Here is a 20,596-nt window from a genome sequence, read left to right as displayed (position 1 = left end):
TATTACTGCGTTGCAGTCATTATCATGTTAAAAAGTGATAACTATCTAGTAGAAGAGTAAAGCTAGCAACTTACGATATAAGAGGTGATGCTATGAAGATACTCAAGTGTTTATTATTAATAGCGGCTTTGTATGTCAGTGCATGCAGTCATGGTGGTGTTGGCCTTGGCGGCGGAGTTGGACTTGGCGGTAGTAGCAGTAGCGGTTTTGGCGTTGGTGTGGGTGGTGGCGTCAGATTTTAACTGCGGCCTATTGAAAAATGATTATTAGGACTAAACTAGTAGATGTTTTAGCCCTTGAGTGCTTGATTTGTAGAACAATATTGCTTTTACAAGGTAGAATACAGGGTTAACTTATTTTATAAATATTAATCAAACCATTAGAAAAAGGTTGAAATACAATGGAAGTTCAAACTCTTGAGGGCCTGGAGCGTCAGGTAGATTTAGTTTTATCAATTGATGAAGTCGAGGCTGAAGTTAAAAAGGAGCTACAAAAGGTAGCCCGCAAGGTCAAGGTTGATGGATTTCGTCCGGGCAAAGCACCTTTAGCAGTTGTTGAGCGTTCGCACGGTCCTAGCATTCGCTATGATGTGATTAATAGGCGTGTGGGCGAAGAGTTTGACAAGGTTATCAAAACAACAGACCTTCGTGTTGCCGGTATGCCTGAGATTGCAGACAAAGAAGGCGAAAAAGAAGAGGGTAAGCTTGAATTTACCGCTAAATTCGAAGTGTTTCCTACTGTTGAGATTCCTGAGTTAGCTGATCTGGAATTTGTAAAGTACACGGCTGAGATTGGTGATGAGCAACTAGAAGACACCTTATCCATTTTGCGCGAACAACGTGCTGATTACCAAGTTGAAGAAGGTCGTGAAGCGCAAGATGGCGATCGCTTATTGGTGGATTTCGTTGGTAAAATTGATGGTGAAGAATTCGCTGGTGGCAAAGCTGAAGACTTTAACTTCGTATTAGGTCGTGGCATGATGCTTCCCGAGTTTGAAGAAGCTGCCAGAGGCCTCAAAGCTGGCGAAGAAAAAACCTTTGAACTTAATTTCCCTGAAGACTATCAAGGCCAAGAGGTTGCGGGTAAGACAGCCGAATTTACCATCACTGTCAAAGAAGTTGCCATTGCCGTATTACCGGAGGTCGATGCAGACTTTGCTAAGTCTTTAGGTCAAGAAGATGGCGATGTAGAAAAATTACGTGAAGAAATCCTTTCTAACATCAAACGCGAAGGTGAAAACCGCCTCATGCAGCGTACTAAAGGCGCCGTATTAGATGTGTTAGTCAATGCCGTTGACTTTGATGTTCCTACTGCATTGGTTAATAATGAAATTCAAGAGCGTATTAATGGTCTACGCCAAGAGTTCGCTTCGCAAGGTATGCAGGATTTTGATTTCTCTCAAATTCCGACAGAAGCCTTCAGGCCAGAAGCTGAGCGTCGTGTGCGTTTAGGCTTATTAGTGGCTCAGATTGTAGAGCAAGAAAAGCTTCAGGCTACGCCAGAGCAAGTTCGTGCGCGCATCGAAGAGTTTTCACAGAACTACGAAAAACCAGAAGAAGTTGTTGCTCACTATTTAGCTGATGCACAGCAACGTGCCGGTCTTGAGGCTTTGGTCCTCGAAGACAATATGATCGAATTCATCTTGTCTAAGGGTAAAGTAACTGAAGAGACGGTGCCTTTTAAAGAGTTAATGGGACAAGCTTAATGAATCGTCGATTTACTGATTTTTATGCATCTATCCATGGTGATGAGTCGGTCCGCCCAGCGGGCTTAGGCTACATCCCTATGGTGGTTGAGCAGTCAGGTCGAGGCGAGCGCTCTTATGATATTTATTCACGACTATTAAAAGAGCGCGTCGTGTTCTTGGTCGGACAGGTTAATGATCAAACGGCTAACTTAGTCGTAGCACAGCTACTTTTCTTAGAGTCCGAAAACCCTAATAAAGATATCTCTCTTTACATCAACTCACCGGGCGGTGGTGTTTATGCGGGTTTGGGGATTTATGATACGATGCAGTTTGTGAAGCCTGATGTATCCACCATGTGTACAGGATTAGCTGCCAGCATGGGTGCCTTTTTATTAAATGCGGGGGCGCCGGGTAAGCGCTATAGCTTACCTAACTCTCGTATTATGATTCACCAACCATTAGGTGGCGCTCAGGGTCAAGCAACTGATATTGATATTCAAGCGCGCGAGATTTTAAGCTTGCGTGATCGCTTAAATGCTTTGTTGGCTAAGCATAGCGGTCAGTCAATTGATGTCATTCGGGAGCATACCGAGCGTGATCACTATATGGATCCGGAGCAGGCCAAAGAGTTTGGTATTGTTGATCAGGTGCTTTCTAAGCGCGAGTAGTAGTTGCCGGTTATTTCGGTTATTTTTAAGCAGATAGTATGATGAATAGAAATGGCTCATCTTCGGATAAGCATGTGAAATGTTCCTTTTGTGCAAAAGGCGCTGATGAGGTTAGACATCTTATCAAGGGTCTTAATAACTCTTATATTTGTGATGAGTGTATTGAGATGAGCGGTGAGCTGATCTCTGATTCCTTGCGCGAAACGCTTAAAGAGGAGTATCAAAAAGAGCTTCCTACACCACAAGAAATCAAGGCGCATTTAGATCAATATGTGATTGGTCAAGATAAGCCTAAGCGTCACTTGTCGGTGGCCGTTTATAACCACTACAAACGCATTCGACATCAGCAAAGCAAAGCAGATGACGAGGTTGAGTTATCAAAAAGTAATATCTTACTGATTGGTCCTACGGGATCAGGTAAGACCTTACTCGCTCAAACCATCTCGCGTTTATTGGATGTGCCTTTTGTGATGGCTGATGCTACGACCTTAACTGAAGCCGGCTATGTCGGTGAGGACGTTGAAAATATCATCACCAAGTTATTGCAGAACTGCGATTATGATGTCAATAAGGCGCAACAGGCAATTGTTTACATTGACGAGATCGATAAAATCACCCGTAAATCGGAAAACCCTTCCATCACGCGTGATGTATCGGGCGAGGGTGTACAGCAAGCATTGCTTAAGCTGATTGAGGGAACCATTGCGTCAGTGCCGCCACAGGGTGGACGCAAGCATCCTAATCAGGACTTTATCCAGGTAGATACGAGTAATATCTTATTTATTGTAGGTGGTGCGTTTGATGGCCTCGAGAAGGTGATTCAAAATCGTACAGCAGAGTCCGGCATTGGCTTTGGCGCTTCTGTTCACTCTAAAGAGCAGCAGTCTGCAGGTGAGTTATTCCAGCTGGTTGAGCCGAGCGATATTATCAAGTTCGGTTTGATTCCTGAGTTAGTCGGTCGTTTGCCTGTGATTGCTACGCTGCTTGAGCTTGATGAGGATGCGCTTATGCAGATCCTTACTCAGCCCAAAAATGCGTTAATCAAGCAGTACCAGCATCTTTTCTCCATGGAGGGAGTTGAGCTTGAGGTGACTAGCGATGCTTTATCTGCGATTGCTAAGCGTGCGATAGAGCACAAAACAGGTGCCCGTGGTTTACGTTCTATCGTTGAAAATAGCCTTTTAGATGTAATGTTTGACTTGCCTTCTCGTAAAGAAGTCAACAAGGTTATGCTAACTAAAGAGGCTGTTGAGGGTACTGCTGATCCGATTTTGATTGAGGGTGTACGCTCTACGGTTCAAAATGACGACGACATTAGCGAGTCTACTACAAAAGTTTCCTAGCTAATCCCATCTTACAAATTTATTAAAATTTGTCAGCCAATAACAATATGGGGCTTGAACTTTCTTGTTTAAGCCCCATTATTGTTGTTAATAGTCTTTTGATAGGTCAGGAAAACATGTCAAACATTAATTTATTACCTGAGTTGCCTGTACAACTACCTTTATTGCCTTTGCGTGATGTGGTGATTTTCCCACACATGGTCATTCCTCTATTCGTTGGGCGTCCTCGCTCAATTACGGCTTTGGAAGAGGCTGTTGAAAATAGCAATAAGCGTATTGTATTAGTTGCTCAAAAAGCTGCTAACAAAGATGAGCCGGCACCCGAAGATATTTATGAGATGGGTGTGGTCGCTAATATTCTGCAGCTATTAAAACTACCTGATGGCACAGTCAAAGTGCTGGTCGAGGGTATTCAGCGTGCTCATTTAGAATCAATTAACGACACCGGCGATTGCTATATGGTTGATGCATTGCCTGTTGTGCCGTCAGATGAGGAGCGTCCGGATTTAGAGGCAATGCGCCGTACCATCACTGCACAATTTGAGCAGTATGTTAAGTTAAACAAAAAACTTGCGCCTGAGATCGTTGGGTCCATCAGCGCGATGGATAATATCCATCGTTTGGCGGATATGATTGCTTCGCATTTGCCTATGAAGCAAGAACAAAAGCAAGAGGCCTTGGAAGAGTTGGATATTAATGCCCGCTTAGAGCTATTGCTTAATCACATTGAAAATGAAATTGAGATTCTCCAAGTTGAGCGCCGTATTCGCGGTCGCGTCAAAAAACAGATGGAGAAGAGCCAGCGCGATTATTATCTCAATGAGCAAGTCAAAGCCATCCAAAAAGAATTGGGCGAGGGCGAGGACGGTGCCGATCTCGAGGAGTTAGAGCGCAAAATTGAAGCAGCGCGTATGCCTGCAGAAGCGCGTAAAAAAGCCGAAGCAGAACTCAAGAAGTTGCGTCTGATGTCGCCTATGTCTGCTGAGGCTGGCGTAATTCGCAACTACATTGAAACGCTAGTAGCCTTACCCTGGAAGAAAAAGAGCCGAGTTAATAATTCCTTGCTTGATGCGCAGGAAGTTCTTGACGCGGATCATGATGGTTTAGAGCGAGTTAAAGAGCGAATCCTTGAGTATTTGGCAGTACAGCAACGTGTTGACAAGATCAAGGCGCCTATCCTATGCTTGGTCGGTCCTCCGGGCGTTGGTAAAACCTCGCTTGGTCAGTCAATTGCCAAAGCAACCAACCGCAAGTATGTGCGTATGGCACTCGGCGGTGTGCGTGATGAGGCTGAGATTAGAGGTCATCGTCGCACGTATATCGGTGCGATGCCCGGCAAGATTTTGCAAAACATGACCAAGGTTGGAGTGCGTAACCCGTTATTTTTATTAGATGAAATCGATAAAATGGGCATGGACTTCCGTGGTGATCCGTCATCAGCATTGCTTGAGGTTTTAGACCCGGAGCAAAACCATACATTCCAAGATCACTATGCCGAAGTTGATTATGATCTGTCGGACGTGATGTTCGTTGCAACCAGCAACACATTAAATATCCCGCCGGCTTTGTTGGACCGTATGGAAGTGATTCGTCTATCGGGCTATACCGAAGATGAGAAAGTCGCCATTGCGACCAATCACCTGATTCCTAAGTCCATGGAAAATAATGGCCTTAAAGAAGCCGAGCTGGAGATCGAAGAGTCTGCTGTACGCGATATTGTTCGTTACTACACTCGTGAGGCCGGTGTTCGAGCGTTGGAACGAGAAATCGGTAAGATCTGTCGTAAGGTGGTGAAGCAAATCATTACTGATGAAGCGAAATCAGTTGCTGCCAAAAAAGCAACTAAAACCGCTGCTAAAAAGACCGCAAGCAAAGCTGCTGCTAAAAAAGCTGCCGCCGTCGCTGCTAAAAAAGCAGTGATTGTGAATTCTGATAATTTATCAGATTATCTAGGTGTTCGACGCTTTAGTTTTGGTTTAGCAGAAGCTGAGAACCAAGTGGGTCAAGTGACCGGCTTAGCATGGACCGAGGTGGGTGGTGATTTATTAACTATCGAGGTTGCTGCTATCGGTGGTAAGGGGCAGATTCAGCACACAGGCTCATTGGGCGATGTGATGAAAGAGTCTATGCAAGCTGCTCGCACGGTGGTCAGATACCGTTCTCATCGTTTGGGCTTGGTTGATAGTCTTTTTGAAAAGAAAGACATTCATATCCACGTACCAGAAGGAGCCACACCTAAAGACGGACCTTCAGCGGGTATTGCTATTACAACCGCATTAGTCTCTGCTCTTTCCGGTATTCCGGTACGGGCGGATGTCGCGATGACCGGTGAGGTTACTCTTCGTGGTGAGGTTTTGGCGATTGGCGGCCTCAAGGAAAAGCTGCTTGCTGCCCTTCGTGGTGGTATCCAGAAAGTACTCATTCCAGAGGAAAACGTCAAAGATCTTCAAGATATTCCTGAGAATGTTAAGAATGGCCTTGAGATTGTTCCTGTTAAGTGGATTGACAAGGTGCTTGAAGAGGCGCTTGAGTATATGCCAACTCCCCTGACTGAGGAAGAAGTCGAGAGAATGGCTGCCGAAGCTTTAGCTGCTAAAGCTACCGGCAACGACGATGCTGCCAGTAAGCTAAAGCACTAAAATTTTAGCTATCATAAGTAAAAATGACCGAGGGGCTAAGTTTTCTCGGTCATTTTTTTTTGGTTCGCCCAGCATGGGCACAACCCTGAAGGTCAGTTAGCGTGGCGCAGGAAAGCTGCTTTGGCCTTGGTAGCTGTTTGTTGAGCCCTGTGAGTCTGAGGTGATGGGTGCCGGAAAGGCAGAGCCTCCACTGCTTGTAGAAGTATTGTCCACAACAGGGTTTGTGTTAGTAATCGGAGCAGGAAATGAGCTATTACTGGTGCCGGTAGTAGAAAAAGATTCTTCGCTCGGTGTTGTAATAACCGGTGAACCCTGAGGTCTTGGAGGCGCTTGTGGAATAGGGGGTAAGGCATTTTGCAAGTGCGGTTTGTCGCGTAGCATATCGCCCGGAGTGCCGGTTATGTCGGCGATGACTTCTTCTTCGATGTGTTCAGAGGAGCTTGATGCCGTTGCTAAGTTATCAGTACTCTGTGTGTCAGCAGTTTCACTTTCTTCTGTATCGCTATTGCTTGTTGTAGCCATGGCTTCGTCGAGTTTAGTGTCATTTTCTGAGTTTTCTTTTGCTGCGAGCGCAGCAGATTCAGTGATTTGTTCATTTAAATTGATGATGCCTTGTACAGTAGCTGCCGAATTTACCGATGGTTGGTCTGTGGCCGTTGCTGTGGAAGCTTGCTCGTGAATAGACTGACGATTGAAAACCTTATGAAAAGAATTTAGAATATAAAGCACTATCAGAGCTGAGATGCCAACTAGGACAAGGGTGGAAATTGATTTGTTCATATTGAATAATGTTAAAAAATCAGGGTATCTAAATTGTTCAGCGTTTTTAATTAGTCTGGATTTTAGCATATTAGTTTCACTCCAATAGTAAATACATATTCGCCACAGTCCGTGTGTTTTGCTTGAGAAATAGCGGAATTTAACGCGCGGAACTTAAGTTTTTAATATAAAAGTGGTAAAATGAAGCATGCTAATTGGTACAAAGATTGTCTTTGTGACGCGACTTTTCCTATGGTCGCGTTTTGTGTTTTAAGGTAAATGATGATTAATATAAGCTTACCCGACGGTTCTATCAGGCAGTTTGATCAGCCCGTCACTGTTTATGATGTTGCTGAGTCAATTGGTTCCGGTTTGGCAAAGGCTGCTATTGCCGGTAAAGTCTCGACTATTTCTGATCAGGAGACCACATCGACAGGCACCGAGGGTCGCTTAGTTGATACCAGTTATTTAATTGAGCAGGATACTGCCTTATCCATCATTACTGCTAAAGACAAAGAGGGGCTAGAGATTATTCGGCACTCTACTGCTCACCTAATGGCCTATGCTGTGCAGGAGCTCTATCCTGATGCTCAGGTCACTATTGGACCGGTGATTGAAAATGGCTTCTACTATGATTTTGCTTACAAGCGTCCATTTACTCCTGAGGACCTCGAAAAGATAGAGCAAAAGATGCACGAGTTGGCTAAAAAAGATGAGGTCGTGACTCGTGAGGTTTGGGATCGTCCTGATGCCATCAAGTTCTTCAAAGAGATTGGCGAGGACTACAAAGCCGAAATCATTGAATCAATACCTGAAAATGAGCAGCTCACGATGTATCGCGAGGGTGATTTCATTGACCTTTGTCGTGGTCCTCACGTACCGTCAACCGGCAAGTTAAAAGTATTTAAGTTGATGAAAGTTGCCGGTGCTTATTGGCGTGGTGATTCCAGCAATGAGATGCTACAGCGCATTTACGGTACCGCATGGGCCACTAAGCAAGAGCAAGACCAATACCTGACCATGCTCGAAGAAGCCGAAAAACGCGATCATCGTAAATTGGGTCGTGAGTTGGATTTGTTTCATTTCCAAGAAGAAGCGCCGGGTCTTATTTTTTGGCATCCTAAGGGGTGGCAAATTTGGCAGCAAGTTGAGCAGTACATGCGCAGTGTGTATGTAAATAATGGCTATCAAGAAATTAAAGCGCCGCAGATCTTAGATATTTCTTTGTGGAAAAAAACCGGTCACTGGGATAATTATCAGGATAATATGTTTACCACTGAGTCTGAGAACCGTGTGTATGGCTTAAAGCCAATGAACTGTCCTGGCCACGTACAAATCTTTAACTCCGGTCTACACTCTTATCGTGAGTTACCGATCCGTTATGGTGAGTTTGGTCAGTGTCATCGTAACGAACCCTCCGGTTCTTTACACGGACTGATGCGTGTGCGTGGCTTTACTCAAGATGATGGTCATATATTTTGTACTGAGGATCAGCTCCAAGAAGAATGTGCTAAGTTTACTGAGTTACTGCAACGAGTCTATAAGGATTTTGGCTTTACCGAGGTTTTATACAAGGTTGCGACTCGCCCGGAAAAGCGCATTGGTAGCGACGAGGTGTGGGATAAGTCTGAAGCAGCGCTTATGGAGAGCTTGGAGAAATCCGGCTGCGTTTATGAGGTATCGCCGGGTGAGGGTGCGTTTTATGGCCCCAAAATTGAGTATACTCTTAAGGATGCAATTGGTCGTCACTGGCAATGTGGCACCATCCAAGTTGACTTCTCAATGCCCGAGCGTTTAGGTGCAGAATATGTGGCAGCAGATGATACTCGTAAGACGCCGGTGATGCTTCATCGTGCAATTTTAGGCTCTTTTGAGCGCTTTATCGGTATGCTGATTGAGGACTACGCCGGTGCCATGCCGCCATGGTTGGCACCTGAGCATGTTAAGGTATGTACCATTTCAGGTCAATTTGATGACTATGCCTTAGATGTTGTAAAGCGCCTCAAAGAAAAAGGTTTCCGTGCTTCTGCTGATATTCGTAATGAAAAGATCAACAGAAAGGTACGCGAAAATGCAATGCAAAAGCTACCCTATATTCTTGTGGTAGGGGAAAAAGAGCGCCAAGACGGCACAGTTTCCGTCCGCGCTCGCGGTAATCATAATTTAGGCGTTATGCCTGTAGAAGACTTTATTCAGCGTTTAGCTGATGATATCGCTCTTAAGCGCGATGTTACAGTTGCCAAAGCTGAGTCTTAGAAATTAATTATTGATATTTAAATTACTTATTAGGAGATATTAATATCGCAACAGAAAAACAAACCCGCATTAATGCGGATATTCGCGCTCCGGAGATCCGTTTAATTGACGCTGAAGGTGAACAAGTTGGTATCGTTTCGGTTCCAGAAGCTTTACGTAAAGCCGAGGAGGCTGGACTTGATTTAGTGGAGATTTCTCCAAACGCCAAGCCACCTGTCTGTCGTCTGATGGATTATGGAAAGTTCCGTTATCAAGAGCAAAAGCGACAGCAAGAGGCTAGAGCCAAACAAAAAATTGTTCAACTCAAAGAAGTTAAATTTCGTCCAGCTACGGATGAGGGTGATTTCCAAGTTAAATTGCGTAATGTTAAGCGCTTCTTAGCTGATGGTGACAAGGTCAAAGTCAGCTTGCGTTTCCGTGGTCGTGAAATGGCTCACCAAGAACTTGGTTTAGAAATGTTGCAGCGTGTGCGTGATGAGGTGATTGACCTCGGCACTGCAGAGTCGATGCCAAAACTAGAAGGACGTCAAATGGTGATGGTTCTTAGTCCTGCTAAGAAATAACATGATCTATTAGCTCTTAAGTCTCTGGCTTTTGACTAATTTATTTGACGAAATTTTATGCTTGTAGCCTTAGTCCTTACTAATTAATAGTAGGGGCTATGGCTTATTTTTTGCTATAAAATTCTATAAATAATGGGAGGACTCGTTTTGCATATCTTATTTATTATTGATCCTATTCAAAACCTAACCGCTTATAAGGATAGTTCGGTGGCTATGATGCGCGCGCTTTTAGCTCGTGGTCACAAGCTCAGCTATTGTTTGCAAGGTGATTTGTTCATTCTTAATGGAAAGGTGCTAACTTCTGCACAGGCATTCAGTATTCCGGAAGATGCCGATTTACATCAGCCGGACTGGTATCGTATCGATGGGGATGCGCAAGATTACTTATTGAGCGATTTTGATGCGGTACTTATGCGTAAGGATCCTCCTTTTGATCTTGAGTACCTATATAGTACGCATCTCTTTGATCTTGCTAAAGAGCAGGGTGCCCGTATTTTTAATAGCGGCTTGGGTTTACGCAATCACCCGGAAAAACTTGCAATTGCTGAGTTTCCGGAATACACAGCACCAACGTTAGTTAGTCGCTCAATGTCTCGTTTGCGCGCTTTTTATGAAGAGCATGGAGATATTGTTGTTAAGCCATTAGATGGCATGGGCGGCACCGGTATTTTCCGTGTCAAGCCTAATGACGGTAACTTTGCAGCCATGGTGGAAATGCTTACTGTCGATGGTTCCCAAAGTATCATGGCTCAAAAATTTATTCCTGATATTACTGCCGGGGATAAGCGCATATTGATTATTAACGGCGAACCGATTCCTTACGTGTTAGCGCGTATTCCCAAAGAAGGTGAAAATCGCGGCAACCTAGCCGCAGGCGGTCGGGGCGTGGCACAGCCAATCAATGATCATGATCGTGCGATGGCGCGTGATATTGCCAAACGACTTGCCGGTAGAGGATTGTTTTTAATCGGTCTTGATGTGATTGGCAAAAACGTCACTGAAATTAATGTCACCAGTCCGACGTGTTTTGTAGAGATAACAGAACAAACAGACTTTCATGTGGCCAATCATTTTGCTGAGCAGCTAGAAAAAGCTCTTCAACCTTAAAGGGTAAATTATGGTCCGAATCGCGATTATTGCACATGAGCCGATGGCCTCAGCCTTGTTGGATGTGGGGCTACATGTGTTTCCGGACGCTACGGATATCTATCCTTTTGATGTTCAAGCGGATTGTTGTCCTGATTTGACTTGTGAGGCAATTTTTGAAGCGCTCTATGATCATGATGCCAAGGAAATAATTATTCTTACCGATTTATGCGGTGCTACCCCGTCTAATATTGCGACTCGTGTTGCCACACGATTAAATGAACATCATGTTGCAACCGAACTCGTTTGCGGTGTCAATCCCGGTATGGTTATTTCTGCAATTGCTTATCGAGCGCACGACTTATCAGAATTGACTCATAAAGTAATTGACGGTGGGGCTAAAAGTATCCGTACTTTGGTCTCTACTGATACAGAGTAGTTAGCGTAATATTTATTAAAAAATGCTTATTTTTCAGTAAGCCTATTTATGAGATTTGTTTATTCATGCAGACAGTAGATATCGTCATTAGTAATAAATTAGGCTTGCACGCAAGAGCAGCTGCCAAGTTGACTCAATTGGCGTCTCGTTTTGAAAGCGAAATTTTTATAAGTCGTGCTGAGCAACGAGTTAATGCAAAAAGCATTATGGGCGTGATGATGCTTGCTGCAGGTAAAGGGGTGACGGTAGTGGTTGATGCGGATGGTGCCGATGCCGCTGCTGCCCTTGAAGCAATAAAAAACCTTTTTGATAATAAATTCGACGAAGGCGAATAGTACTAATTTTAATGTAGAGAGTTTTGATGGAGCATGTTGCCGAACACAAAGCAATGTTCTTGCTTAGAGGAAAAGGAGTCTCCAAAGGCGTAGTGATTGGTCGAGCGATTATCATGGATGATGCCGATCTGGAAATACCTCATTACCATATCAGCGAGACAGAGGTAGAGGCTGAATGTGAGCGTCTGGAGCATGCGATCAAGTGCGTTTATGATGAGCTCGAAACCTTGCAGAGAGAGCTGCCTCATGATGCACCTAAGGAGTTAGGACCTTTACTGAATGTGCATAGCCTTTTGGTTAGCGATCCTCTGCTGGCACATGATTGTAAAGTGCTGATTCGTGAGCATAGCTATAACGCGGAATGGGCGTTGAGTGCTCAGGGACAAAATCTGGAGCAAAAATTCGCAGCGATGGAAGATGTTTATCTGCGAGAGCGTGCCTTAGATATTCGTCAAGTGATTGAGTTAGTTATCAATGAGTTGTTGGGCGGTGGCAATAAACCCATCGAGTTTGCTGCTAAATTATCTGTTGCTTCATCAACCATTGTCATCGCGCGAGATATCACGCCGGCGGATATGGTTAGGATGCGTACAGCACAATTTGCCGGTTTTGTTACTGATGTTGGCGGACCAACCTCGCATACAGCGATTGTTGCCCGAAGCATTGGTGTGCCGGCGGTTGTCGGTTCGGTCAATGCCAGGCACATGATCCATGATCACGATTTACTCATAATTGACGGCGAAACGGGTGGGATTGTTGTCAATCCATCTGCTGAAGTTTTACGCTTTTATCAAGAAAAGGAACAAAAGTTACTAGCAGACAAGTCCTTGCTATGGAACAAGAGAAAGCTTGCTCCTTTGAGTCTTGATGGTGAACAAGTCACTGTTTTAGGTAATATCGAAAATCCGGAAGAGGCTGAAGAAGTGCTGAAGTCGGGTGGTCAAGGGATTGGTTTGTACCGTACTGAATTCTTATTCATGGGCAATAGAGATGGTTTGCCGACTGAAGACGAGCAGTATGATGCCTATGCTTCTGTCTTAAAGCAGATGCAGGGCAAACCGGTTACGATACGAACACTCGACATTGGTTCTGATAAAAGCTTGCAAGGCGAATTGTCGAGAGCAGTCAACCCGGCGTTGGGGCTTCGAGCGGTGCGCTATTGCCTAGCAAAACCTGATATGTTTATGACTCAGCTAAAAGCGCTGTTACGGGCTGCTGTACATGGACATTTAAAAATCTTAGTGCCGATGGTTGCACATCGACATGAAATCGCTACGGTTAAAAAAATGCTAAGTGAAGCGGCTAATCAGCTTAGACAAGAGTCCAAGGAATTCAGTGAGGACTATGAGCTTGGCGTGATGGTTGAAATACCGGCAATGGCTGTTGTGATTGATATGGTTTTGGATGATGTTGATTTTGTATCTATAGGTACTAATGATTTAATTCAATATATGCTCGCTATTGATCGTGTTGATAGCGATGTTGCAGATTTGTTTGATCCATTGCATCCCGCCGTACTTCGCATTATTGCCCATGTAATCAAAGCAGGTATTAAAAAGAAGAAGCCGGTTTCAATATGTGGTGAAATGGCAGGGGATAGTTTATATACGCGTCTATTGTTGGGTCTGGGTCTCAGAGAGTTTTCAATGACTGCAAAACATATCCCGGAAATTAAGTATATTATTCGACAAAGTCATGTCGGTCTGATCACTTCTAAAGTAAAAAAAGCGATAAAAAAGAATCCTCGCATTGACTTAGATGGTTCGGGATTTATTGTAGAGCCTAGCGCTACTCAGTCAAGCTAAAAAATCGGAATAGTATGACTACTATTCCGATTGTGGATTAGAGAAGTTTGTAGTTGGCGTTTAACCGGTCACTAATACTTCTTCTTTAAAGCGATGGCCTAATATAATTTCTTCGGCAATGCCTTGTGGGTCTTTACCTGTGAGTAGGTAGTGTAAGGTGTCATATACCGAGCGCTTTTGATGTCCAAATGGTAGAGGATCCTTGCCACGGAAGAATAAACCCTTGCGTAGGTCACCGTTAAACGCATCACCTAAGCGGTCATCGATACAGAACTGGCCGATCTTAGAAATACCATCACGCAGACCACATACAGTCAAGCAGTTAACGGAGTTTCGGCAGCGACGTTGATCAGCTTTGGCGGCGCTTTGCAAGCGCTCAACGTTTTGTAAATACTTTTGCAAGAAAGGTGTATTTACAGCACGAGCTGGTAAGCCGGCAACGGAAATAAACTCAACTACATCTTCCGGTGTTGCGCCAACTAAAGTGTCTTTAAAGTTGTCATGGGCGTCACCCTCGTGGGTCACTGCAAATGCGCTACCAATCTGAACAGCATTTGCTCCCCAAGACTTGAGTGCTGTATGGATTTTTTTAACCTTGGCCATACCACCGGCTAGAATAAGAGGGATTTTCTCACTTTCTAGACCGAGATTTTTGAAGGTTTCCATCGTTTCTTCGATGACGCGGCTAAAGGTAAAGCGATCGTCGCCCAAGTCCTTAATTTGTGCGGCACCTAAGTGACCACCCGCATGGTTCGGGTGTTCAATGACGATGGCATCAGGTAAGCGATTTTTCTTCATCCAGCGCTTTAAGACAATGTTAATGCCGCGTGACTCTGAAAGAATAGGGAAGAGTGCCACATCAGGGTGATCTTCAGTGAGGTCGGGAAGATCTAAAGGTAAACCTGCACCCATCACGATCGCATTGGCGCCGGATTCGCATGCCTGCTTTACTAAGACCTCGTAGTCAGTCACTGCCTTCATCACATTAACAGCGATCATTCCCTTTCCTTCGGAAAGTTCAAGCGCTTTTTTAACCTCACGATCTAAGGCAATTAGATTTAAACGAGTGTGCTTATCCTTGTTAGGATCTTTGTTAGATTCTTCAAGAAGATCCGGGTGGAGATGGCGCAAATCAATACTCGCAATCGTACCGACAGCTCCCTGACGCGCCATGGCGCTAGAAAGACTGCTGGCAGAAATTCCTACTCCCATACCTCCTTGGACGATGGGGAGTAGTTTTTTACCGCGAATAATAAGTGGGTCATAAGGGTGTTGCATCAAAGTTTTACCTTTATTGAGAACCGTTAATTTAGTGATTCAAATGCTTTTGTATATTATTTTTTGCTTTGCATTTAATTGTCAAATCTATTTTAGTGCTTTTGCCACGGTTCTGCTGTAATTGGCATGAGACTAAAGAATCTTTTATTCTTAATACCTGACTAAAACAGTGCGATATGTTGAAAGTCGTTATATCTTAGCATTTTTGAGGTATGTTGACGATATATATCTGAATTTAAACAGGTTATTAAATATAGAACTAGCGTTAATGGTGTAATAACAACGAAAATAATTTAAAAAATAAAATAAATCGCTTTTTTATATAGTTATTAAAGAAATGGGGCATGATCTTATTATCGCAAGTGCTTTGATAAAAAAAAGAATTTACCTATAGATTCAAGGGCTTTTGATTGTCACTAACACGGTAACTGTGCCGAATACGTAAATAATTATTAATAAAAATAATAATTAGAAAACTTAGTTTGAACTTATAAGAATGTGAACATAAAATAGGTTTATATGTTTATAGCGATGACATTTACTTTTAAAAGGAAAAGTTATGAAAGCCAGAAAATTAACATTGTTAGCTGCGATCTTGTCAGCCTTTGCTTTGACTGCTTGCGATAAGGCTGAAGATACGACCGCACCTACTGAGCCAATCAATCCGCCTGTGACTGAATCTACTCCCGGTACAACTACTGAGCCAGAGGTGGCGCCGGCTGATGAGGCTTATACGCTACCTGAACCTGCTGATGAGTCTGAGTTTTCGGAGAGTGTTGATAATACGATAGAGTCTGCTAAAAAAACAACGGAAGATCTGGTTGAGCGCGCTAAAGAAAGTGCTGCTGAGGCTAGTGATAAAGTTAAAGAGTTGACTGATAACGCGATCGAAACCACCAAAGAAGTAACTGCAAAAGCTAAGACCAAAGCCGAGGAGGCTGTCGAAAATGTCCGTCAGAGCTTTAGTTCAGAGACCGGAGTTACTGATGCAACAGTTGATCCTACTGCGCCTATTGAGCCGGAGGTTACCCCGCTCACTGCCGGTTCCGTAACAACCGGTACTGCAGGTGACTCTGATGCAACTGGCACTGTGGCTGGTGATGCTAGCGCCAGTGCGACAGCGACTGATGAAAAACCTGATCTCGTTGGCGAGATTATTGAGCAGAACGAGGGGGCATCTGCCGTAGAGCAAAGTCCTGCTGAGCAGGCGCTTGAAGAAGTTCAGGAAGCGGGTGTGGAGGTTCGTGAGGCCGTTGAGACCGATCTCGAAGATGGGGCCAGAACTACAACACCTAGCAGTGAAACAACCACTGATAGCGCCCCGGAAACAGAATCACAGTCTGGCACCACTACACCACAGTGATCTAGTATTTAATAGCTGATACTATTAGTTAGGTCCCGAGTCGCACTTATTTGCCTCGGGACTTTTTAATTCATTTAAAATAAGTTTATTAAGATTTGTATTAGAGGGTTTTATTATGAAAGCGCAATCCATGTTTGAAGAATTTCAAAAAGGCATCCAAGATCTGATTGCACAGAGTCCAGCAGCCGATATTGAAAAAAATGTTAAGGCATTTATGGCTCAAGGTTTTTCCAAACTTGATTTAGTCACTCGTGAGGAGTTTGATGTTCAAGTTGCGATGGTGGAGAAGCTGCGCGAGCGTGTAGTTGCTTTAGAGGCTTTGGTCGCTGAGAAGCTTTCAGACAAATAGACACAGTTTATTTAATACCTTGCCATTGGACAAAATTGTCCTAATTCAGTTTTGAGCCCTTTTTTTCTTTCAAACTAGCAGTTAATCTATTGTAAGGAGAAGATGTGGCTCTTGCTATTTTAAATAGTTGCGCGCTGTCCGGTATGTCATCAGCCCTCGTGCGAGCAGAGATTCATATAGGGGCGGGCCTTCCTAATTTTTTCGTTGTTGGCTTAACAAGTACCGGGGCCAAAGAAACCAGAGACAGAGTTCGGGTTGCTATCACCAACTCCGGCTTTGAATTTCCTGTGGGTCGCATTACGGTGAATCTTTCGCTGGCTGATCTACCTACTGAATCGAGGCGTTTTGATTTGCCTATTGCTCTAGGTGTTTTGATGGCGACCGGCCAGCTGCGTCTTTCCTCAAGTCGCTATAAAACTCTTTTGCCTCATCTCTATTTTGTAGGGGAATTATCTCTAAGCGGTGCTTTGTGCTCTATACAGGCTCCGTTGCTGTTGGCTTTATCTATTTTTAAAAGTGATCCCAAAGCAGTGCTGGTCTTGCCACGTGCGGATGCAGCAATGGCAGCGCTTGTTGATGGGCTGACTGTTATTGGTGCTAATAGTCTACGTGAGGTGGTTGCGCACTTAGAATCAAAACAAGTGATTGAAGCAAGTAGGCCTAATGACTTTGAGCATTTTAAGGATGGTGTGACTCATGCCGAAGATGAGATCGAGTTGTGTCTTTCAGAGGTTCGTGGTCAAAAGCAGGCTTGTCATCTCTTAGAGTTAGCTGCGTGCGGTGCGCATAGTATTTTGTTTAGCGGGCCTTCCGGCGTCGGGAAAAGTATGTTGGCACAGCGTTTGCCGACAATTTTACCGGACTTAAGTGATTTGCAGCGGCTTGAGCTTTTTGCTATACAAAGCGTATCGGCCAGTGGTCTGATTAATTTAGGCCATCGTCCCGCGTTTCGCACCATCCATAACTCTATTTCCGAACCTGCGTTATTTGGTGGAGGGACTCACGCCTATCCTGGTGAGATTAGCTTATGTCATCATGGTGTGTTGTTTTTGGAGGAAATGGCTGAGTTTAAGCGGTCGACGCTAGAGGCTTTGAGAGTGCCTTTAGAAATGGGGGAAATCAGCATATCACGCTCCGGTTCTCAGCAAGTGTATCCTGCGAGGTTTCAGTTGGTTGCAGCGGCAAATCCTTGTGCTTGCGGTTATTTAGATCACCCTGAGATAGATTGTGTATGTACACATCGAGCGGTTAACCAATACCAAAGCAAAATTTCCGGTCCTTTATTAGAGCGTATAGATATTCACTGCAAGGTGTCACCATTGACAGCGACTTGGTTAGACGCAGATAGCGCCGATCCCTCGAAGGTTGTGCGACAGAGAGTTTCGGCGTGTCGAGCGATTCAATTAGCAAGACAAGGTGTTTTAAATGCACACCTTAAGGGGGTGCAGATTAAGCAATATTGCACGCTTAGTCCGACGCTTCAGAGAGAGCTTGATGTGGTCGTTCAGCAAAAAGCATGGTCAACTCGTGTTGTGCAAGCTATCCTAAAAATTGCCCGTACGGCAGCTGATATGCGCGGAGTTGATGAAATTGAGAGAGAGGATTTAGAGTTATCAATTAGTTGCAGGGAGCCTTTTTCTAAAAAAGAAGAGGGGAGGCTTTATTGGCATGAAGCGAGGAAAGGCACTTATCTTCGTCACTGAGATAGGTGCTAGAATAATGGTACTCAAAAAATAAATAATTGATTTGGTGGAGTTTTGAAATGAGGCCATTAGAAGGTATTAAAGTTTTAGAATTAGGGCAATTAATTGCCGGACCTTTTGCGACTAAAATCTTAGGTGAGTTTGGTGCTGAGATAATTAAAATCGAACCCCCACACACAGGCGATCCGCTAAGAAAATGGCGTTTGTTGCATGAGGGGACATCCGTGTGGTGGGCTTCACAATCTCGCAATAAAAAATCAGTGACGGTCGATTTACGCTCGACTGAGGGACAGGCGATTATTCGTCGCTTACTCAAAGAGGTTGATATTCTCGTTGAAAACTTTAGACCGGGCGCTCTTGAGGGATGGGGTTTGAGTGAGGAGGTCCTTCAAGAGATTAACCCTGAGCTTATTATAGTGCGGGTCTCCGGTTATGGTCAGGATGGTCCGTACAGAGATCTGCCGGGCTTTGGTTTGGTTGGAGAGGCCATGGGCGGATTTAGGTATCTGAGTGGTGAGCAGGGTAGGCCGCCTGTTAGGGTAGGCATTTCGATTGGTGATTCATTATCCGCTTTGCATGCTGTTATCGGTGCGTTGATGGCCTTACGTCATCGAGAGGTGCAAAAAGGGGGTGGGCAAGTCGTTGATATTGCACTGTATGAGTCTGTGTTTAATATGATGGAAAGTCTCGTGGCTGAGTATTCTATCTTTGGCGAGGTTCGACAGCCGGCTGGCAGTAGGCTGCCCGGCATCACTCCGAGCAATGCTTATCTCTGTGCAGATGGTAAGTACGCGCTGATTGCCGGTAATGGCGACAGTATTTTTAAGCGTTTGATGAGTCTTATCGGTCGGGATGATGTCGCTAATGATCCGGCCTTTGCTCATAATGATGGGCGTTCTGCTGAGGCTGATTATATCGATTCAATTATCAGTCAGTGGACGATTCAACATTCCTTAGATGATGTGCTAGAAGCTTTGCATGAAAATAGAGTGCCGGCAGGTCGGGTTTATGATGTTGAGGATATCTTTAATGATCCACACTACAAAGCGCGTGAGATGTTGATTCAGGGTGAGCTGGAAGATGGTACTGAGGTTACTTTGCCTGGTGTCTTGCCTAAGTTGCGTAAAACGCCGGGCTCGGTAGAGCGTAGGGCACCCACACTTGGTCAAGACACCGAAGAGGTTTTAGGAAAAATAGGTATTAGTGCCACGGAGTTATCCGAACTTCGAGCTAAGGGTGTCATCTGATTTTAAGCATTAAAACAACAAAAATCCTAAAAAACAAATAAGCTTCACTGAGTCTACACATGTGGCGTCATTTTTCTCTGCATTTGTAGACAGTTAATTTCATTGATGTTATTATAGAAAGCTTGATGAATTATCTATATAGCGCTTATTAAGACACCAAAAAGTCTAAAAAGATTAAGACTATATTTAGGTATTCACAGCACGCTTCATAGCATTTGGATCGTCATAGCATTGGGTCACTTAACTAGTAGCTTCTAGTGTAAATAGTAATTGCTTAAGTAGTAGTTATTTATGGAAGTGATCCATGATCTTTAGTGCCTTAGTGATTTTAGGCATTTAATCATGTATGTATGAGTTATATAAAGCAGTATGGCTTTATGGTCCTTAGGTTGTGGAGCTTTTATCGCGTTATTATTAGGTTAAAAAAGTGCTGCTAGCATAGCGGACACCTAATCTTAACTTTAAATTTAGAGTGTTATTATGCCTAAAATGAAAACCAAAAAAAGTGCTGCAAAGCGCTTCCGTGTGCGTCCGGGTGGTACTGTTAAGCGTGGCTACGCTTTCAAAAGCCATATCTTAACTAAGAAAACTACTAAAAACAAACGTCAACTTCGTGGTACTGAAAACGTTAGCAAGGCCGATGTGCCTGCAGTTAAGACCATGATGCCTTACGCATAACTAGGAGAAAAATATGCCTCGTGTAAAAGGTGGTGTGACTGCTCGCGCTCGTCATAAGAAAGTATTAAAAGAAGCTAAAGGCTTCCGTGGTCGTCGTGGTAATGTATTCCGCGTAGCTAAACAAGCAGTCATGAAAGCAGGTCAATATGCTTATCGTGACCGTCGTAACAAAAAACGTACATTCCGTGCTTTATGGATTACTCGTATTAATGCAGCTGTACGTGCTGAGGGTATGACATACAGCGTATTTATCGCTGGCTTACGCAAAGCTGCTATTGATCTTGACCGTAAGGTGTTAGCTGATATGGCTGTTAACGACAAAGCAGGCTTTAAAGTAGTTGTTGAGCAGGCTAAAGCAGCCCTTGCCGCTTAAGTTAGACTGTTAAGCACAGGAATAC

Annotated in this window: 19 protein-coding genes; 17 read left to right on the top strand and 2 right to left on the bottom strand. The window is 44.1% G+C overall.

The window, feature by feature from the left end; all coding sequences use genetic code 11:
- The first annotated feature begins 132 nt into the window (after positions 1-132).
- From B092_RS15330 to lon, 5 genes are all read left to right on the top strand, one after another.
- A complete protein-coding gene (locus tag B092_RS15330; RefSeq protein ID WP_018573725.1) occupies positions 133-270 on the top strand; it encodes a hypothetical protein in 138 nt (45 codons plus the stop codon).
- Positions 271-400: 130 nt separating this feature from the next.
- The gene (tig, locus tag B092_RS0102795; protein ID WP_018573724.1) at positions 401-1,705 is read left to right on the top strand and encodes a trigger factor; all 1,305 of its coding nucleotides are present in this window, start codon (positions 401-403) and stop codon (positions 1,703-1,705) included.
- Positions 1,705-2,355 carry an ATP-dependent Clp endopeptidase proteolytic subunit ClpP gene (gene clpP, locus B092_RS0102790; protein ID WP_018573723.1) on the top strand — a complete coding sequence of 217 codons (651 nt, stop codon included), beginning with the start codon at positions 1,705-1,707 and terminating at the stop codon, positions 2,353-2,355. Before tig ends, clpP begins: the two co-directional genes overlap by 1 nt.
- Positions 2,356-2,393: 38 nt before the next feature.
- Positions 2,394-3,698 (top strand): ATP-dependent Clp protease ATP-binding subunit ClpX, encoded by a 1,305-nt coding sequence (gene clpX, locus B092_RS0102785; RefSeq protein ID WP_040608044.1) that lies wholly within the window; start codon positions 2,394-2,396, stop codon positions 3,696-3,698.
- Positions 3,699-3,814: 116 nt separating this feature from the next.
- Positions 3,815-6,337 (top strand): endopeptidase La, encoded by a 2,523-nt coding sequence (gene lon / locus B092_RS13515; protein ID WP_040608042.1) that lies wholly within the window; start codon positions 3,815-3,817, stop codon positions 6,335-6,337.
- Between the two features lie 96 nt (positions 6,338-6,433).
- Here the strand turns inward: lon and B092_RS0102775 are convergent, their stop codons facing one another.
- Complete coding sequence (locus B092_RS0102775) at positions 6,434-7,117, bottom strand: hypothetical protein (protein ID WP_147277839.1); 684 nt, start codon at positions 7,115-7,117, stop codon at positions 6,434-6,436.
- Positions 7,118-7,378: 261 nt separating this feature from the next.
- On the opposite strand from B092_RS0102775, the gene thrS reads away from it, so the two are divergent.
- From thrS to ptsP, 6 genes are all read left to right on the top strand, one after another.
- Entirely contained in the window at positions 7,379-9,352 is a 1,974-nt protein-coding gene (thrS, locus tag B092_RS0102770) for a threonine--tRNA ligase (protein ID WP_018573719.1), read from the top strand.
- A 38-nt stretch (positions 9,353-9,390) separates the two neighbouring features.
- On the top strand, positions 9,391-9,915 hold the full coding sequence (gene infC, locus B092_RS0102765; protein WP_197933433.1) for a translation initiation factor IF-3: 525 nt from the start codon (positions 9,391-9,393) through the stop codon (positions 9,913-9,915).
- Positions 9,916-10,062: 147 nt separating this feature from the next.
- Positions 10,063-11,022, top strand: a complete 960-nt coding sequence (gene gshB / locus B092_RS0102760) for a glutathione synthase (RefSeq protein ID WP_018573717.1) — start codon at positions 10,063-10,065, stop codon at positions 11,020-11,022.
- A 10-nt stretch (positions 11,023-11,032) separates the two neighbouring features.
- Positions 11,033-11,440 carry a PTS sugar transporter subunit IIA gene (locus B092_RS0102755; protein WP_018573716.1) on the top strand — a complete coding sequence of 136 codons (408 nt, stop codon included), beginning with the start codon at positions 11,033-11,035 and terminating at the stop codon, positions 11,438-11,440.
- A 65-nt stretch (positions 11,441-11,505) separates the two neighbouring features.
- Positions 11,506-11,775 (top strand): HPr family phosphocarrier protein, encoded by a 270-nt coding sequence (locus B092_RS0102750; protein WP_018573715.1) that lies wholly within the window; start codon positions 11,506-11,508, stop codon positions 11,773-11,775.
- Between the two features lie 26 nt (positions 11,776-11,801).
- Positions 11,802-13,580: a phosphoenolpyruvate--protein phosphotransferase gene (ptsP, locus tag B092_RS0102745; protein WP_018573714.1), complete on the top strand. Its 1,779-nt coding sequence runs from the start codon at positions 11,802-11,804 to the stop codon at positions 13,578-13,580.
- A 60-nt stretch (positions 13,581-13,640) separates the two neighbouring features.
- On the opposite strand, the gene B092_RS0102740 is transcribed toward ptsP, so the two are convergent.
- Positions 13,641-14,858 carry an NAD(P)H-dependent flavin oxidoreductase gene (locus tag B092_RS0102740; RefSeq protein ID WP_018573713.1) on the bottom strand — a complete coding sequence of 406 codons (1,218 nt, stop codon included), beginning with the start codon at positions 14,856-14,858 and terminating at the stop codon, positions 13,641-13,643.
- Positions 14,859-15,417: 559 nt separating this feature from the next.
- Here B092_RS0102740 and B092_RS13510 point away from each other — a divergent pair.
- From B092_RS13510 to rplT, 6 genes are all read left to right on the top strand, one after another.
- A complete protein-coding gene (locus B092_RS13510; RefSeq protein WP_018573712.1) occupies positions 15,418-16,221 on the top strand; it encodes a YtxH domain-containing protein in 804 nt (267 codons plus the stop codon).
- A 115-nt stretch (positions 16,222-16,336) separates the two neighbouring features.
- Positions 16,337-16,570: an accessory factor UbiK family protein gene (locus B092_RS0102730; protein ID WP_018573711.1), complete on the top strand. Its 234-nt coding sequence runs from the start codon at positions 16,337-16,339 to the stop codon at positions 16,568-16,570.
- A 104-nt stretch (positions 16,571-16,674) separates the two neighbouring features.
- Entirely contained in the window at positions 16,675-18,273 is a 1,599-nt protein-coding gene (locus B092_RS0102725) for a YifB family Mg chelatase-like AAA ATPase (protein WP_018573710.1), read from the top strand.
- 59 nt (positions 18,274-18,332) lie between these two features.
- Complete coding sequence (locus tag B092_RS0102720; RefSeq protein ID WP_018573709.1) at positions 18,333-19,520, top strand: CaiB/BaiF CoA transferase family protein; 1,188 nt, start codon at positions 18,333-18,335, stop codon at positions 19,518-19,520.
- Between the two features lie 480 nt (positions 19,521-20,000).
- The gene (gene rpmI / locus B092_RS0102715) at positions 20,001-20,198 is read left to right on the top strand and encodes a 50S ribosomal protein L35 (RefSeq protein WP_018573708.1); all 198 of its coding nucleotides are present in this window, start codon (positions 20,001-20,003) and stop codon (positions 20,196-20,198) included.
- Positions 20,199-20,211: 13 nt separating this feature from the next.
- The gene (gene rplT, locus B092_RS0102710) at positions 20,212-20,571 is read left to right on the top strand and encodes a 50S ribosomal protein L20 (RefSeq protein ID WP_018573707.1); all 360 of its coding nucleotides are present in this window, start codon (positions 20,212-20,214) and stop codon (positions 20,569-20,571) included.
- Positions 20,572-20,596: the final 25 nt, after the last annotated feature.

It is taken from the genome of Oligella ureolytica DSM 18253, from assembly GCF_000373745.1.
GTDB lineage: Bacteria > Pseudomonadota > Gammaproteobacteria > Burkholderiales > Burkholderiaceae_B > Oligella > Oligella ureolytica.
This window is presented reverse-complemented; position numbering and strand designations above follow the sequence as displayed.

Excerpts from the sequence above, each read along its gene's own strand:
- clpX (WP_040608044.1), top strand. The coding sequence starts at position 2,394 with ATGATGAATAGAAATGGCTCATCTTCGGATAAGCATGTGAAATGTTCC.
- B092_RS0102720 (WP_018573709.1), top strand. The coding sequence starts at position 18,333 with ATGAGGCCATTAGAAGGTATTAAAGTTTTAGAATTAGGGCAATTAATT.
- B092_RS0102740 (WP_018573713.1), bottom strand. The coding sequence starts at position 14,858 with ATGCAACACCCTTATGACCCACTTATTATTCGCGGTAAAAAACTACTC.
- B092_RS0102730 (WP_018573711.1), top strand. The coding sequence starts at position 16,337 with ATGAAAGCGCAATCCATGTTTGAAGAATTTCAAAAAGGCATCCAAGAT.
- tig (WP_018573724.1), top strand. The coding sequence starts at position 401 with ATGGAAGTTCAAACTCTTGAGGGCCTGGAGCGTCAGGTAGATTTAGTT.
- B092_RS15330 (WP_018573725.1), top strand. The coding sequence starts at position 133 with ATGTCAGTGCATGCAGTCATGGTGGTGTTGGCCTTGGCGGCGGAGTTG.
- rpmI (WP_018573708.1), top strand. The coding sequence starts at position 20,001 with ATGCCTAAAATGAAAACCAAAAAAAGTGCTGCAAAGCGCTTCCGTGTG.
- B092_RS13510 (WP_018573712.1), top strand. The coding sequence starts at position 15,418 with ATGAAAGCCAGAAAATTAACATTGTTAGCTGCGATCTTGTCAGCCTTT.
- thrS (WP_018573719.1), top strand. The coding sequence starts at position 7,379 with ATGATTAATATAAGCTTACCCGACGGTTCTATCAGGCAGTTTGATCAG.
- B092_RS0102755 (WP_018573716.1), top strand. The coding sequence starts at position 11,033 with ATGGTCCGAATCGCGATTATTGCACATGAGCCGATGGCCTCAGCCTTG.
- B092_RS0102750 (WP_018573715.1), top strand. The coding sequence starts at position 11,506 with ATGCAGACAGTAGATATCGTCATTAGTAATAAATTAGGCTTGCACGCA.
- ptsP (WP_018573714.1), top strand. The coding sequence starts at position 11,802 with ATGGAGCATGTTGCCGAACACAAAGCAATGTTCTTGCTTAGAGGAAAA.
- clpP (WP_018573723.1), top strand. The coding sequence starts at position 1,705 with ATGAATCGTCGATTTACTGATTTTTATGCATCTATCCATGGTGATGAG.
- lon (WP_040608042.1), top strand. The coding sequence starts at position 3,815 with ATGTCAAACATTAATTTATTACCTGAGTTGCCTGTACAACTACCTTTA.
- B092_RS0102775 (WP_147277839.1), bottom strand. The coding sequence starts at position 7,117 with ATGAACAAATCAATTTCCACCCTTGTCCTAGTTGGCATCTCAGCTCTG.
- rplT (WP_018573707.1), top strand. The coding sequence starts at position 20,212 with ATGCCTCGTGTAAAAGGTGGTGTGACTGCTCGCGCTCGTCATAAGAAA.